Annotated in this window: 14 protein-coding genes and 1 tRNA gene; 10 read left to right on the forward strand and 5 right to left on the reverse strand. The window is 68.6% G+C overall.

Going from position 1 to position 13,582, the window contains the following annotated elements:
* Positions 1 to 167: 167 nt before the first annotated feature.
* The 5 genes from FHW79_RS08380 to erpA form a co-directional block, all read right to left on the reverse strand.
* Entirely contained in the window at positions 168 to 1,385 is a 1,218-nt protein-coding gene (locus tag FHW79_RS08380) for a site-specific integrase (protein ID WP_183178490.1), read from the reverse strand.
* Positions 1,386 to 1,616: 231 nt separating this feature from the next.
* Positions 1,617 to 1,706: transfer RNA gene (locus FHW79_RS08385), tRNA-Ser, on the reverse strand.
* 205 nt (positions 1,707 to 1,911) lie between these two features.
* The gene (locus FHW79_RS08390) at positions 1,912 to 2,484 is read right to left on the reverse strand and encodes a hypothetical protein (protein WP_183178491.1); all 573 of its coding nucleotides are present in this window, start codon (positions 2,482 to 2,484) and stop codon (positions 1,912 to 1,914) included.
* 73 nt (positions 2,485 to 2,557) lie between these two features.
* Positions 2,558 to 3,343 (reverse strand): exodeoxyribonuclease III, encoded by a 786-nt coding sequence (locus FHW79_RS08395; RefSeq protein WP_183178492.1) that lies wholly within the window; start codon positions 3,341 to 3,343, stop codon positions 2,558 to 2,560.
* A gap of 44 nt (positions 3,344 to 3,387) precedes the next feature.
* Complete coding sequence (gene erpA, locus FHW79_RS08400) at positions 3,388 to 3,756, reverse strand: iron-sulfur cluster insertion protein ErpA (RefSeq protein ID WP_040134010.1); 369 nt, start codon at positions 3,754 to 3,756, stop codon at positions 3,388 to 3,390.
* A gap of 204 nt (positions 3,757 to 3,960) precedes the next feature.
* On the opposite strand from erpA, the gene FHW79_RS08405 reads away from it, so the two are divergent.
* The 10 genes from FHW79_RS08405 (at position 3,961) to tatB (ending at position 13,564) form a co-directional block, all read left to right on the forward strand.
* Positions 3,961 to 5,160, forward strand: coding sequence for a deoxyguanosinetriphosphate triphosphohydrolase (locus FHW79_RS08405; protein ID WP_183178493.1), 1,200 nt, complete (start codon positions 3,961 to 3,963; stop codon positions 5,158 to 5,160).
* Positions 5,161 to 5,191: 31 nt separating this feature from the next.
* The gene (argS, locus tag FHW79_RS08410) at positions 5,192 to 6,952 is read left to right on the forward strand and encodes an arginine--tRNA ligase (protein WP_183178494.1); all 1,761 of its coding nucleotides are present in this window, start codon (positions 5,192 to 5,194) and stop codon (positions 6,950 to 6,952) included.
* A complete protein-coding gene (locus tag FHW79_RS08415) occupies positions 6,949 to 7,896 on the forward strand; it encodes an SPOR domain-containing protein (RefSeq protein ID WP_183178495.1) in 948 nt (315 codons plus the stop codon). The genes argS and FHW79_RS08415 overlap by 4 nt, the downstream gene beginning before the upstream one ends.
* Before the next feature lie 73 nt (positions 7,897 to 7,969).
* Complete coding sequence (nagZ, locus tag FHW79_RS08420) at positions 7,970 to 8,974, forward strand: beta-N-acetylhexosaminidase (RefSeq protein WP_348984087.1); 1,005 nt, start codon at positions 7,970 to 7,972, stop codon at positions 8,972 to 8,974.
* A 54-nt stretch (positions 8,975 to 9,028) separates the two neighbouring features.
* Positions 9,029 to 9,715 (forward strand): site-2 protease family protein, encoded by a 687-nt coding sequence (locus tag FHW79_RS08425; RefSeq protein ID WP_348984088.1) that lies wholly within the window; start codon positions 9,029 to 9,031, stop codon positions 9,713 to 9,715.
* 4 nt (positions 9,716 to 9,719) lie between these two features.
* Entirely contained in the window at positions 9,720 to 10,526 is an 807-nt protein-coding gene (locus FHW79_RS08430) for a ScpA family protein (protein WP_183178497.1), read from the forward strand.
* Positions 10,527 to 10,540: 14 nt separating this feature from the next.
* The gene (gene scpB / locus FHW79_RS08435; RefSeq protein ID WP_183178832.1) at positions 10,541 to 11,176 is read left to right on the forward strand and encodes an SMC-Scp complex subunit ScpB; all 636 of its coding nucleotides are present in this window, start codon (positions 10,541 to 10,543) and stop codon (positions 11,174 to 11,176) included.
* Positions 11,177 to 11,284: 108 nt separating this feature from the next.
* Complete coding sequence (locus tag FHW79_RS08440; protein ID WP_183178498.1) at positions 11,285 to 12,598, forward strand: ABC transporter ATP-binding protein; 1,314 nt, start codon at positions 11,285 to 11,287, stop codon at positions 12,596 to 12,598.
* A 99-nt stretch (positions 12,599 to 12,697) separates the two neighbouring features.
* Positions 12,698 to 12,991 carry a twin-arginine translocase TatA/TatE family subunit gene (locus FHW79_RS08445; RefSeq protein WP_183178499.1) on the forward strand — a complete coding sequence of 98 codons (294 nt, stop codon included), beginning with the start codon at positions 12,698 to 12,700 and terminating at the stop codon, positions 12,989 to 12,991.
* Between the two features lie 48 nt (positions 12,992 to 13,039).
* Complete coding sequence (gene tatB, locus FHW79_RS08450; protein ID WP_183178500.1) at positions 13,040 to 13,564, forward strand: Sec-independent protein translocase protein TatB; 525 nt, start codon at positions 13,040 to 13,042, stop codon at positions 13,562 to 13,564.
* Positions 13,565 to 13,582 lie beyond the last annotated feature (18 nt).

Here is a 13,582-nt window from a genome sequence, read left to right on the forward strand (position 1 = left end):
GACCGTGCCGGGATATCCCGCAACGGAGCAGAATCAAGTGCCTCACTTTTGAGAAAGTTGCGCCGGCTCCTGACTTTTCAGGAACCGACGGTCTGAACCAAGGGGTTCTTGCCACGATGGCAAGAACCGTCTTTACGGCGGAGAGGGGTTTGCCTCACGGTGGGGCGTTACCCATCGGCCTGTTCGGTTTCCTCGTCCAACCCGGTAACGAACTGTGCCCATGCCTGCATCAGCAGGCGCCGCTTTTCGAACAGATCCCCGCGCTGATAGGCGGCCACCACCTTGTTGCCCTGTGTATGGGATAATGCTGCCTCCGCCACATCGTCTGGGAAATGGGTCTTCTCGGCAACCCAGGTCCGGAACGTGCTGCGGAATCCATGAGGGGTGACGTCCAGCTTCATCCTGCGGAGCGTCATGTTCATCGCCATGTTGGAAAGCGGACGGTCCTTGGTCTGCCCGGTGAACACCAGCTCTCCCCTTCGGATCGCGCCCATCTTCCTCAGCAGTGCGAGGGTCGGTTCCGTCAGCGGCACCCGATGTTCGACACCAGGCTTCATCCGCTCTGGCGGGATGATCCAAACCCGCCTCTCTGTGTCGACCTCTGACCATTTCGCGCCCAGAACCTCGCTGGTTCGTGTGGCGGTCAAGATGGCCAACTCCAGCGCCCGCGCTCCCATGCCGTCCTGAACCTGGAGCTTCGGCCAGAACGACGGCATCGAGGCGTAGTGCAGGGCGGCGTGATGCTCGACCTTCACCACATCGTTCTTGGCGGGCAAGATGTGGTCGAGGTGGCCGCGCCACCGGGCCGGGTTCTCGCCGGACCGATGTCCGCGGACCTTGGCGTAATCGAGAATCGATTCAATGCGTCCACGGACCCGGCTGGCCGTCTCCGTCTTGGTGGTCCAGATCGGTTCCAGAACCTTGAGCACGAGGTTGGTGTCGATGGCGTTGATGGGTAGGCTCCCGATCAACGGATAGGCATAGGTTTCGAGCGTCGACGTCCATTGCGCTCCATGCTTGGCGCTCTTCCATCCGGCCTGCATCGATTCGATATAGCTGGCCGCGCACTCTTTGAATGTCACGGCACGGGCCGCCTCCAGCGCTTGTGCGGCTTCCTGAGCTTTCCTGGCTTCGAGCGGGTCAGTTCCCGCCGCTACGACCTTCTTCGCTTCTACGGCCTTGTCTCGGGCCTGCGCGAGGCTAACGACGGTGGTCGAGCCCAGCCCCATGTCCCTTCGTTTCCCGCCTATGGAGTAGCGGAAAATCCAGGTCTTGGCCCCCGTGGCGGTGACCTGGAGGTAGAGGCCATTGCCATCGGCGAAGAGGCCTGGGGTCCGAATCGTTTCAACTTTTCGAGCTGTTAGGCCGACGGCTTTTTTCGGCATTTTCCGCTCCGGATCAGCAGGTTAGCCCCATGTTGATGGGTATCCTATGATGGGTAACGTAGCAGCGTCAGGATGGCGGTGATGGGTACGAGGCGCTACCCGCTATCCTACCCATCATCAGGGGCCGGCTTCCGGCGGTCAAGGGCGATGGTTGGCGAAGGAGGTGCCGGGCTAAAAGCCAGCAAACATGCGGGTTTGGCGGGGTTCAGCGAAATTCGACGAAGAAGAAATTGGCGGATGGGGTGGGATTCGAACCCACGGTGGGGTTGCCCCCACGCCAGTTTTCAAGACTGGAGCCTTAAACCGCTCGGCCACCCATCCAATCAACGCTTTCAAGGGCTTAGCCTTGCGCGTCTAAGGACCATCGCCCTCTGGTCCCCGCTCTGATCCCCAAAAACAAAGCCTGATCTCGGCTCGCCGCTTGCTGGGGATCGGAAGCGGGGGGAACATGCCGTGTCCCTGGTCCGGGGTCAACTCGCTTTTGAGCCCCGTTGTGCAGCGAACACCAACGTTAAACGTGAGGGCCTCACATCCTGATCGGGCGGCCCAAATTCGACAACCGCTTCGTCGGCTTCGGGGGCGTCGGGGAGTCGGAGAAATCGGGAAGGCTGGAGGCTCGGCTGATGACCTTGCGGATCATGACACCGGTCGCCTCCAGGTCTTCGATCACCGTGGCCGAAACGCGGCCCGCGTAGTGCGGGCGATCCAGCTTGCTGCGCATCTCCTCGATGATCTTCAATTCCGGCTCGAACAGTTCGCGGGCGCCGATGGGAAGCGCCTGATCGTCCCGCATCCGTTCGAAATAGTTCCGCGTAGCGCGGGTCAGCAGGCCGGTCAGCAACAGGTCGATCCGTTCGAATTCCGTGCGCAGGTCGGACAGCTTCGCCGTGTTGACGGTCGTCAGGCGCTCTTCCGTCAGCGCGACGAGGGCGCGCACCTCTTCCACCTTTCGGCGGAAGCCGAGGAAGGAGGCGAAGCGGTCCTCCTGAATGTCGCGCTGCGCACGCGCGCCCAGAGCGACCGCCTCGCCGGCCTGCTGCTCAATGGCCGCCAGCAGTTCTTCGATCGCTCTGCGGCCGCTGTCCTGTCCCCAGACCATCGTCTTGCCGCCTCTTCCCGCGGATGGGCGCTCGCTCGGCTTCCGAGTCGGCCTTGAGGATGCGTAAAAAAATTTAAGAAATGTCTGATCCGTCGCGCAGCTCGAGCAGGACGGGCGTGTGGTCGGACGCCTTTTCCGCACCGCGTGGCCGACGGTCGATGCGGCATTCCACCAGACGGTCGGCGGCCTGTGGGGACAGCAGGAAGTGATCGATGCGCAGCCCCAGGTCCCGCGGCCAGCAGCCCGCCTGATAATCCCAGAAGGTGTAAGCGTGGTCATCGTCGTGAAGCGCGCGGTAGGCCTCGGTCAGCCCCAGATTCAGCAGGGCGCGGAACTTCGCCCGCGATTCGGGCTGGAACAGGGCGTCGCCGGCGAAGGCCACCGGGTCGAAGACGTCGCGCGGCTCCGGAATGATGTTGTAGTCGCCGCCCAGCACGAAGGGCATCTCCTGCGCCAGCAGACCGCGGGCGTGGGCGTGCAGCCGGTCCATCCAGCGGAGCTTGTAGGCGAACTTCTCCGTCCCGAGCGGGTTGCCGTTGGGCAGATAGAGCGAGGCGATGCGCACACCGGCCACCGTGGCCTCGACATAGCGGGCCTGCTCGTCCTCCGGCTCGCCGGGCAGGCGGGTCAGCACGTCCTCGTGCGGCGCCTTGGAGAGGAACGCCACGCCGTTGTAGGACTTCTGCCCCACCGGCGTGACGTGATAGCCCAACTCCTCGAAGGCGGCGCGGGGGAAGGCCGCGGTCTCGCACTTGATTTCCTGGAGCAGCGCGACGTCCGGGGACTCCGCGCGCAGCCAGTCGGTGATCAGCGGAAGGCGGGCCTTCGCCGAATTGACGTTCCAGGTGGCGATCTTCACGTCTTGTTCTTCTTGTTCGGCAAAGGCCGGGGAGAAAGGAACCGTCAGGCGGCGAAGGAGTTGCCGCAGCCGCAGGAGGCCGTGGCGTTCGGGTTCTTGATCTGGAAGGCGGCCCCCATCAGGTCCTCGACGTAATCGAGGGTGGAGCCGGCCAGCAGGTCCAGCGAGACGTCGTCGGTGACGACCTTCACGCCGTTCTTCTCGAACACATGGTCGTCCTCGTTCGCCGTGGCGTCGAAGGCGAAGCCGTACTGGAAGCCGGAGCAGCCGCCGCCCGACACGGTCAGGCGCAGCATCAGGGCCGGATCGCCCTCGTGCTCGATCAGGAAGGCGACGCGCTTGGCGGCGCTGTCGGACACGGTCAGAACGCGCGCACCCTCTTGCGCGGTGGCGGGAAGGGCGGTGTCGGGCATGGGACGGACCTCAGTGTTTCGCGGGGCGTTTCGCGGGACAGACGACACAACGACGAATGTAAGGGGGCGTCCGCCTTTCGTCAAAGGCATGTCCGGCGAACTCATGCCTGACCTGCGGTTCGCCTGGACGCGGCTGCCGGATGTCTCGGCCGGTCTCCGCCTTCGCCGTTGCGCAGCGCGGTTTGCGTCGGTAGTGTCCGCGCCATGACGGCGGACTTCTCCCAGGATCGCCCGGCGCCCCATGGCTGCGACCCCGCACAGACGCGCGGCCGGCTGTTCCCGGAGCCGGAAAGCCCGACGCGCTCGTGCTACCAGCGCGACCGCGACCGCATCGTGCATTCCGGTGCCTTCCGCAAGCTGAAGTACAAGACGCAGGTCTTCGTCTATCACGAGGGCGACTATTTCCGCACCCGCCTGACCCACAGCCTGGAGGTGGCGCAGATCGCCCGCTCGATCAGCCGCGCGCTGGGGCTGAACGAGGATCTGGCCGAGGCGGTGGCACTCGCCCACGATCTCGGCCACACGCCGTTCGGCCATGCCGGCGAGGACGCGCTGAACGCCTGCATGGCGCCCTACGGCGGCTTCGCCCACAACGACCAGACGCTGCGCATCCTGACTATGCTGGAGCGGCGCTACGCCGATTTCGACGGGCTGAACCTCACTTGGGAAGCGTTGGAAGGCGTGGTCAAGCACAACGGCCCGCTGCTTCCTATCGGCGATGGTGAAAAGCTGCCGACGACCCTGGCCGCCTTCCAAGAGCGCTGGGACCTTGAGCTTCACACCAACCCGGGCGCCGAGGCGCAGGTGGCGGCCCTGGCCGACGACATCGCCTACAACAACCACGACATCGACGACGGGCTGCGCGCCGGCCTGTTCACGGTGGACGAGGTGGCGGAACTGCCGCTGGTCGGCCCGGTGGTGCGGCAGGTCTGCGACCGCTATCCGGGGCTGGAGCGCTCCCGCCTGATCCACGAGACGATCCGGCGGATGATCAACAACATGATCGTCGACCTGCTGGCCGAGACGCGGGAGCGGCTGGACCGCCATCGTCCGGGCAGCGCCGCCGAGCTGCGCGCCCTGCCGGAGGCGGTCGTCAGCTTCTCCCCCGCGATGGTCGAGGCGCAGCGGCCCTTGCGCGCCTTCCTGAAACAGCGCATGTACCGCCATTACCGGGTGAACCGGGAGATGAGCAAGTGCAAGCGGGTGGTCACCGCCCTGTTCGACCTGTTCATGGCCGAGCCGAACACCCTGCCGACGCAATGGCAGGAGGATGTTGCAAAGCAGGGAGGGCAGGGAGACCGGACGGTGCTGGCGCGGCTGGTCGCCGACTACATCGCCGGGATGACCGACCGCTACGCGCTCGCCGAATACGCCCGCCTGTTCGACATGGACGCCAAGACCTAACCGGCCCAGACCTAAAGCAAGAATTGAAACGATGAACATCTTCAAGGTCTTCGAGAACGACATCCGCAAGCTGCTGGACGAGCTGGCCGCCGAAGGCCAGATCCCGGCGGGGCTCGACACCGCGCGCCTGACGGTGGAGCCGCCGCGCGAGGCGGCGCACGGCGACCTGTCGACCAACGCGGCGATGATCCTGGCCAAGCCGGCGGGCAAGCCGCCCCGTGCGCTGGCCGAGCTGCTGGTGGCGAAGCTGAAGACCCGCCCCGACGTGGCGAGCGCCGAGATCGCCGGTCCGGGCTTCGTGAACCTGCGCCTGTCGGCCGAGGTCTGGCGCGACCGCATCCGCGACGTGCTGACCGCCGGCACCGCCTATGGCGAGAGCACGCTGGGCGGCCAGCGTCCCGTGAATGTCGAATACGTGTCGGCCAACCCCACCGGCCCGCTGCACGCCGCCCACGGCCGCGGCGCCGTCTTCGGCGACGCGCTGGCCGCGCTGCTGGAGAAGGCGGGCTACGCCGTCAGCCGCGAATATTACATCAACGACGCCGGCGCCCAGGTCGACGTGCTGGGCCGCTCCACCTTCTTGCGCTACCGCGAGGCGCTGGGCGAGGACATCGGCGAGATTCCGGCGGGCCTCTATCCCGGCGAGTATCTGAAGGAGGTCGGGCAGGCCCTGGCCGAGCGCGACGGCAGCAAGTGGGTCGGCGCGGACGAGGCCGACTGGCTGCCCGCCTGCCGCGACTTCGCCATCGCCACGATCATGGAATGGATCAAGGAGGACCTCGGCGTCCTCGGCGTCCGCATGGACGTCTACAGCTCGGAGCGCGCGCTGGTGAAGGCCGGGGCGGTGGACACGGCGCTGAAGGCGCTGGAGGACCGCGGCCTGATCTATGTCGGCGTGCTGGAGCCGCCCAAGGGCAAGAAGCCCGACGACTGGGAGCCGCGCCCGCAGACCCTGTTCAAGTCCACCGACTTCGGCGACGACGTCGACCGCCCGCTGAAGAAGTCGGACGGGTCCTTTACCTACTTCTCCAACGACATCGCCTATCACTACGACAAGCACCGCCGCGGCTTCGACCTGCAGATCGACGTGTGGGGCGCCGACCATGGCGGCTACGTCAAGCGCATGCAGGCGGCGACCACGGCGATCACCGAGGGCAAGGCGTCGCTGGACGTGAAGCTCTGCCAGCTCGTCCATCTGATGAAGAACGGCGAGCCGGTGAAGATGTCCAAGCGCGCCGGCACCTTCGTGACGCTGCGCGACGTGATCGAGGAGGTCGGGCGCGACGTCGTCCGCTTCATCATGCTGACCCGCCGCAACGACCAGACGCTGGACTTCGACTTCGCCAAGGTCGTCGAGCAGTCGAAGGACAACCCGGTCTTCTACGTGCAGTACGCCCACGCCCGCTGCCGCTCGGTCCTGCGCCACGCCGCGACGGCGCTGCCGGGGGCCGACCTGTCGCTGGCGGCGCTGGCCGCCAGGGCCAACCTTGCCCGCCTCGACAGCGAGGAGGAGATGGCGCTGGCCAAGCGCATGGCGACCTGGCCGCGTCTGGTCGAGTCCGCCGCCGAGGCGCACGAGCCGCACCGCGTGGCCTTCTACCTCTACGACCTCGCCAGCGACTTCCACGCGCTGTGGAACAAGGGCCGCGACGACACCAGCCTGCGCTTCCTGATCGACGGCGACGAGGAGGTGACGGTGGCCCGTCTGGCGCTGGTCAGCGCGGTCGCCACGGTGGTCGCCTCCGGCCTCGCCGTGATGGGTGTGGAGCCGGTGGAGGAAATGCGGTCATGAGGTATGAGGGCGATGCCAACTACGCCAGCGATCCCTACGGCACGCCGCCGCAACGGGGAGGTCGGCGCGGTCTGCTCGGCCTCGGTCTGGCGGTGGTCGGCATCGTGGCCTTCGCCGGTGCGATCGTCGTCGTCTACAGCGGCAAGGGGCAGAGCACGCCGGACGGCGGCCCGCCGCTGTTGATGGCCGACAGCGCGCCGACCAAGGCCCGTCCGGAGCAGCCCGGCGGCATGGAAGTGCCGCATCAGGACAAGTTGGTCTACGAGCGGCTGAACGACCGCGGGTCGAAGTCGCAGATCGAGCGCCTGCTGCCGCCGCCGGAGGAGCCGCTGCCGCGTCCGGTCGTGGCCCCCCAGGTGCCGCCGTCGCCGACCCTGCCGGAGGCGCCCGCGGTGGCCCAGCTTCCGCCGCCACCGCCGGGCTCCACCACCACGGTGCCGCGCCAGGACGGGGAGGGGGTTCCGCCGCCCGCCGCCGCTCCGGCTCCGCCGCCCGCCGTGGCCGCCCTTCCGGCCCCGGCTCCGGCCGCTCCGGCCGCTCCGGCGCCCAAGACCGCCCCGCCGCCCGCCGCCAAGCCGGCGCCCGCTCCGCCGCAGGCCCAGACACCGCCCGCGGCGCCCAAGCCGCAGCCCGCACCGCCGGTGGCCGCCGCCCCGGCTCCGCAGCCGGCCCCCGTTCCGGCGAAGGCGTCGGGTGGGGGGAACTGGCGTGTCCAGCTTGCCGCGGTGCGCAGCGAAGCCGAGGCATCGACGGAATGGAAGCGGCTGACCAGCCGCTACGGCGCCGCGCTCGGCGGGCTCTCGATGCAGGTCGCCAAGGCCGATCTGGGCGAGAAGGGCATCTTCTACCGCATCCAGGGCGTCGGCCTCGACGAGGAGCGCGCCAAGTCGGTCTGCGCCCAGCTCAAGTCCCAGAATGTGGGGTGTGTGGTTGTCCGTCCCTGATCCGGCTTTGCCGAACGCCCGAAACGCGTCCGGACCTCGTCGCGCGGCCCATCCTGCGCCTCACCGTGCGGTGGTGTTCGGCGCCGCCGGCACCGCGCTGACCGCGGACGAGCGCGCCTTCTTCCGCGACGCCGACCCGCTGGGCTTCATCCTGTTCCGGCGCAACTGCGAGACGCCGGAGCAGGTGCGCGCGCTGGTGGCAGAGATGCGCGCGGCGGTGGGCCGCGCCGACGCCCCCGTGCTGATCGACCAGGAGGGCGGTCGGGTGGCCCGCATGCGCCCGCCGCACTGGCCGGCCTTTCCGCCGATGCGCGCCTTCGGCGACCTCGCTGCCCGCGACGCCGACGCCGGGCGGGAGGCCGCCCGGATCAACGCCCGCCTGCTGGCGCTGATGCTGGCCGATTGCGGCGTGACGGTCGATTGCGCCCCGGTCTGCGACGTGCCGGTCGAGGGTGCCCACGACATCATCGGCGACCGCGCCTTCTGCGGCGATCCGGCCCGCGTGGCCGATCTGGCGCGGGCGACCTGCGAGGGGCTGATGGCCGGCGGCGTGCTGCCGGTCGTCAAGCATCTGCCCGGCCATGGCCGGGCCTTCGCCGACAGCCACGCCGAGCTGCCGGTGGTGGACGCCCCGCGCGCGGCGCTGGAGGCCACCGACTTCGCACCGTTCCGCGCCCTGGCCGACATGCCGCTCGGCATGGTCGCCCATGTGGTGCTGAAGGCCATCGACCCGGGCCAGCCCGCCAGCACCTCCGCCATCGTGGTGCGCGACGTGGTGCGCGGCGCCCCTATCGGCTTCGACGGTCTGCTGTTCAGCGACGACCTGTCGATGGGCGCGCTGGCCGGCGGCATGCGCGGCCGGGCCGAGGCGGTCCTCGCCGCCGGGCTGGACGTCGTGCTCCATTGCAACGGCGTGATGGAGGAGATGGTGGCGGTGGCCGAGGGCGTTCCGGCGATGAGCGGGGAAGCCGTCCGCCGCTGGGCGAGGGCCGAGGCGCTGCGTTGCCCGGCGCAGCCGGCGGACGCCGACGATCTGCGGGCGCGTCTGGCGGAATTGCTGGGAACTCCCCAGGTTTAGAGCCATGCTCAGGCTTCCCGGACCGGTCCGGGGAGCGCAACGGGAGAGACGTGCGTGCTGGAAGGTCTGATCGACCGCATACCGATGATCTTCGCGGTCGCCATCCCCGCGATCCTCGCCATCACCATGCACGAGGCGGCGCACGGCTTCGTGGCGATGTGGCGCGGCGACGACACGGCGTGGCGGCTGGGCCGGGTGACGTTGAACCCGCTCCGCCACATCGATCCCCTGGGCACGGTGGTGCTGCCGGCGGTGATGTATTTCACCACCGGTTTCGTCTTCGGCTGGGCCAAGCCGGTGCCGGTGAATTTCGGGCGCCTGCACCACCCGCGCCGCGACATGGTCTGGGTGGCGCTGGCCGGGCCGGGGGTGAATTTCGTCCTGGCGCTGGTCTCCGCGATCGTCTGGGGCTTCACCAGCCCGCAGGGGGGAGCGACGGAGATGTGGGTCCGCGCCGCCCTGGAGGTGTCGGTCCTCGTCAACGTCGTGCTGATGGTCTTCAACATGATCCCGCTGCCGCCGCTCGACGGCGGGCGCGTGGCGGTCGGCATCCTGCCCGACGCGCTGGCCTTCCCACTGGCCCGGCTGGAGAAGTACGGGATGCTGATCCTGATCGGCGCCTTCTTCCTGCTGCCCTTCATCGGGCGGGAGCTGGGCATGGACCTCAGCGTCTTCTCCTGGGTGCTCGGCCCGCCGGTGGATTACATGATCGAACTGATTCGCATCCTCAGCGGCAACTGACGGCATGGTCGGCAGGAAACCCCCGGATCATAAGGACGAGGGCGCCGAGGCGGTGAGCCCGGCGGAACAGCTCGTTCTCGTCCTGGACGGGTTCGAGGGGCCGCTCGACATGCTGCTGGCGCTGGGGCGCGAGCAGAAGGTGGACCTGACGAAGATTTCCATCCTCCAGCTCGCCGACCAATACCTCGCCTTCATCGCCGAGGCGCGGAAGGTGCGGCTGGAGCTTGCGGCGGATTATCTCGTCATGGCGGCGTGGCTGGCCTACCTGAAGTCCCGCCTGCTGATCCCGGAGGTCGAGGACGAGGAGCCCTCGGGCGAGGACATGGCGGCGGCGCTGGCCTTCCAGTTGCAGCGGCTGGAGGCGATGAAGGGGGCGGCGGCCCAACTGTTCGCCCGCCCGCAGCTCGGGGTGGACCGTTTCGCCCGTGGCGCCCCGGAGGACCTCGACATCCTGCGCAAGTCGGTCTTCCAGGTCACGCTCTACGACCTGCTGAAGGCCTATGGCGAGCATAAGAAGCGGCAGGAGGGCGGCGTCCTGCACATCGAGCCGGTGCGCCTCTATTCGCTGGAGGACGCGGTGCGCCGCCTGTCGGAGCTGCTGGGCCGCATGCCGGACTGGGCCACCCTGTCGAGTTTCCTGCCGGACGGTGTGCGCGGCGGGCTGCTGACCCGCTCGGCGCTGGCTGCTCATTTCGCGGCGACGCTGGAACTGGCCAAGGCGGGACGGGTGGAGCTTCGCCAGGACGGCGCCTTTTCCCCCATCTACGTCCGCCGGGCATCGCGCCGGCATGAACAGGGCGACGAGGAATGAGCGGACCCGACGGCATGATCCAGGAGATCGACAACCCGGAGGAGGTCGAGCAGCGATTGCGCGATCTGCGCCTGCTGGAGGCGCTGCTGTTCGCCTCCGCCGACCCGCTGGACGAGGAGACGCTGGGCCGGCGGCTGACGCGCGGCGCCGACGTCCGCGCCCTGCTGGAGGAATTGCGCGTCCATTACGCGGCGCGCGGGGTGAACCTGATCCGCACCGGCGCCGGCTGGTCCTTCCGCACGGCGGTGGACCTCGCCCCGCTGCTGCGGCAGGAGGAGGAGGTTTCCAAGAAGCTGTCCCGCGCCGCCATCGAGACGCTGGCCATCATCGCCTACCACCAGCCGGTGACCCGTGCGGAGATCGAGGCGATCCGCGGCGTGGCGACCAGCAAGGGCACGCTGGACATCCTGATGGAGAACGGCTGGATCCGGCCGGGCCGCCGCCGCGAGACGCCGGGGCGCCCGCTGACCTGGATCACCACCGACCATTTCCTCGATCATTTCGGCCTGGAGACGCTGCGCGACCTGCCAGGGGTGGAGGACCTGCGGGCCGCCGGCCTGCTCGATTCGCGGCCGGTGTTGCTGGGCATCGGCGGGGCGGGCCTGGAGGACGCCGAACCATCGGAAAACACTGACGATTCCGATACCTGAGCGAAACGCTCGAAAATAAGAACCATTTGCATCTGGGTCGGCGCGCCGGTACTAAGGTCAATCGACCGCCATCAAACGACCCCCGGGCCGCTTCAGACTGGGACCGCCATGGATCGTCCGTCCGTCACCGACGCCCGTCCTTTCTCCGCCTCAGGAGACGCCGTCTCCGAACCGCGCCCGCCCCGCCTGCGCACCGCGCTGCGCGACAAGGCGTCGGCCCTGTTCGGCCGCGGCGGCGCCGACCCGCGGGAGGGCGCGCCCTGCGAGGCCGCGCCCGTCACGCTGCCGGCCAACGGGCGGCATCTCGACGCCTTCGGTCCGCAGGGCGGCGGTGCCGCCATCGCGGTGGAGGCCCTGGCGCTGGACGCCGTCACCCACCGCTACGGGCGCGTCGTCGCCGTCGACGACGTCAGCGTGACCATCGGGGCGGGCGAGATCGTCTGCCTGTGCGGGCCGTCCGGTTGCGGCAAGTCCTCGCTGCTGCGCATCGCGGCGGGGCTGGAGCCGGTGCAGACCGGCTCCGTCCGGATCGGCGGAACGGTGGTGGCGGACGAGCGCGGCGCGGTGCCGCCGGAACGCCGCGGCGTCGGTCTCGTCTTCCAGGATTACGCGCTGTTTCCGCACCTGTCGGTGCTCGACAACGTGCGCTTCGGCCTGACCGCCCTGTACGGCGAGGCGCAGCGCAAGCGCGCGCTGGAGTCGCTGGGGCAGGTCGGCATGGCCGGCTACGCCGACTCCTTTCCGCACCATCTTTCCGGTGGTCAGCAGCAGCGCGTGGCGCTCGCCCGCGCCCTCGCCCCGAACCCGGCGGTTCTGCTTCTTGACGAGCCCTTCTCGGGACTGGACGCCCGGCTGCGCGAGCAGGTGCGCGACGAGACGCTGCACGTGCTGAAGCAGAACGGCGCCGCCACCATGCTGGTCACCCACGACCCGGAGGAGGCCATGTTCCTGGCCGACCGCATCGCGCTGATGCGCGCCGGCAAGGTCGTTCAGGTCGGCAACCCGGTGGACCTCTACACCCGCCCGGTCAACGCCTTCGCCGCCGAGTTCTTCGGCGAGGTCAACCGGCTGGCGGGCATCGTGCAGGACGGGGCGGTGGACACACCGGTCGGCCCGATCCCCACGGAGATCGCCGACGGCACCGCCGTGGACGTGCTGATCCGCCCGGAGGCGCTGAAGCTGTCCGCCCAGCCCGCCGCCACGGTGCCCGCCGGCGACCTGCCGGTCCTGGCGCGCGTGATGGCGGCCCGTCTGCTGGGCCGGACCAGCCTGGTCCATCTCGACGTGCCGGACGGAAAGGGCGGGTCGGTGCATCTGCACTCCCGCATGCCGGGCCAGTTCCTGCCCGCCGAGCAAAGTCACGTTTCGGTGTGCATGGACCTGTGTCAGGCCTTCGTTTTTCCAGCCGGTGCACCCACTTAGTCGTTTGAGCGGTTTCGCCCGACCGATCGTTGCGGGAGGGGAACCTTTCTGCCATAGTGCCGCCCCGCCATTGGGCTGCCTGTTCAGGAAACGTGTGTCATGGGATTCTCCAGCGTCTGGCATTGGGTCATCGTCCTTCTGATCGTCCTGCTCCTGTTCGGCGCCGGCAAGCTGCCGAAGGTCATGGGCGACCTCGCCAAGGGCATCAAGAACTTCAAGGCCGGCCTGAAGGACGAGGAGGAGGGCACCGCCCCCGGCGCCGACTCCAAGGTCCTGCCGAACCAGCCGGTCCCGCCGGCCCAGCCGGTGTCCTCGGTCCATCCGGTTCCGCCCGCCCCGGTTCCGCCCGCTGCCGACCCCGGCGTGAAGAAGGACGAGACGGCCCGCACCTGACCGTCCGGCGCCGCCCATCCCCGCGCCGCTTCGAAAGGCTGAGGAGCCATGTTCGACATCGCATGGTCGGAACTGATGGTCATCGCGGTCATCGCCCTCGTGGTGATCGGCCCGAAGGACCTGCCCAAGGCCATCTACACCCTGGGAAAATGGGTGAAGAAGGCGCGCGTCGTCGCGCGTGATTTCCAGGGCCACATCGACGACATGATGCGCGAGGCGGAGCTCGACGAGCTCCGCAAGGAGGCGCTGAAGGTCCGCGACACCAACCTCCAGAAGATGGTCGAGAACACGATCGATCCGAAGGGGGAACTCAAGGGCGCGTTCGACGTGGCGGCCGACATCGGGGCAAACAACGGCCATTTTGGCAGCCCGCCGGAAGACGGCCCGGCCCCTGTGACTCCCGTCGGTTCGCCGCAAGTGACGGCGGCCCAGCCGCAGCCGGCGACCGAACCGCCGGTCACGGCTCCTCCACCTCCGGCTCCGCCCGCGGAATTCGTTCCGGCCCCGGCCCAGCCGCCGGTTCCGGCCTCCGCCGACGCCGCTGCGGCGGCAACCACGAACAAGCAGGCGTGACCCAGTGTCCGGTGAAAC

This window comes from Azospirillum sp. OGB3 (assembly GCF_014192915.1).
Lineage (GTDB): Bacteria > Pseudomonadota > Alphaproteobacteria > Azospirillales > Azospirillaceae > Azospirillum.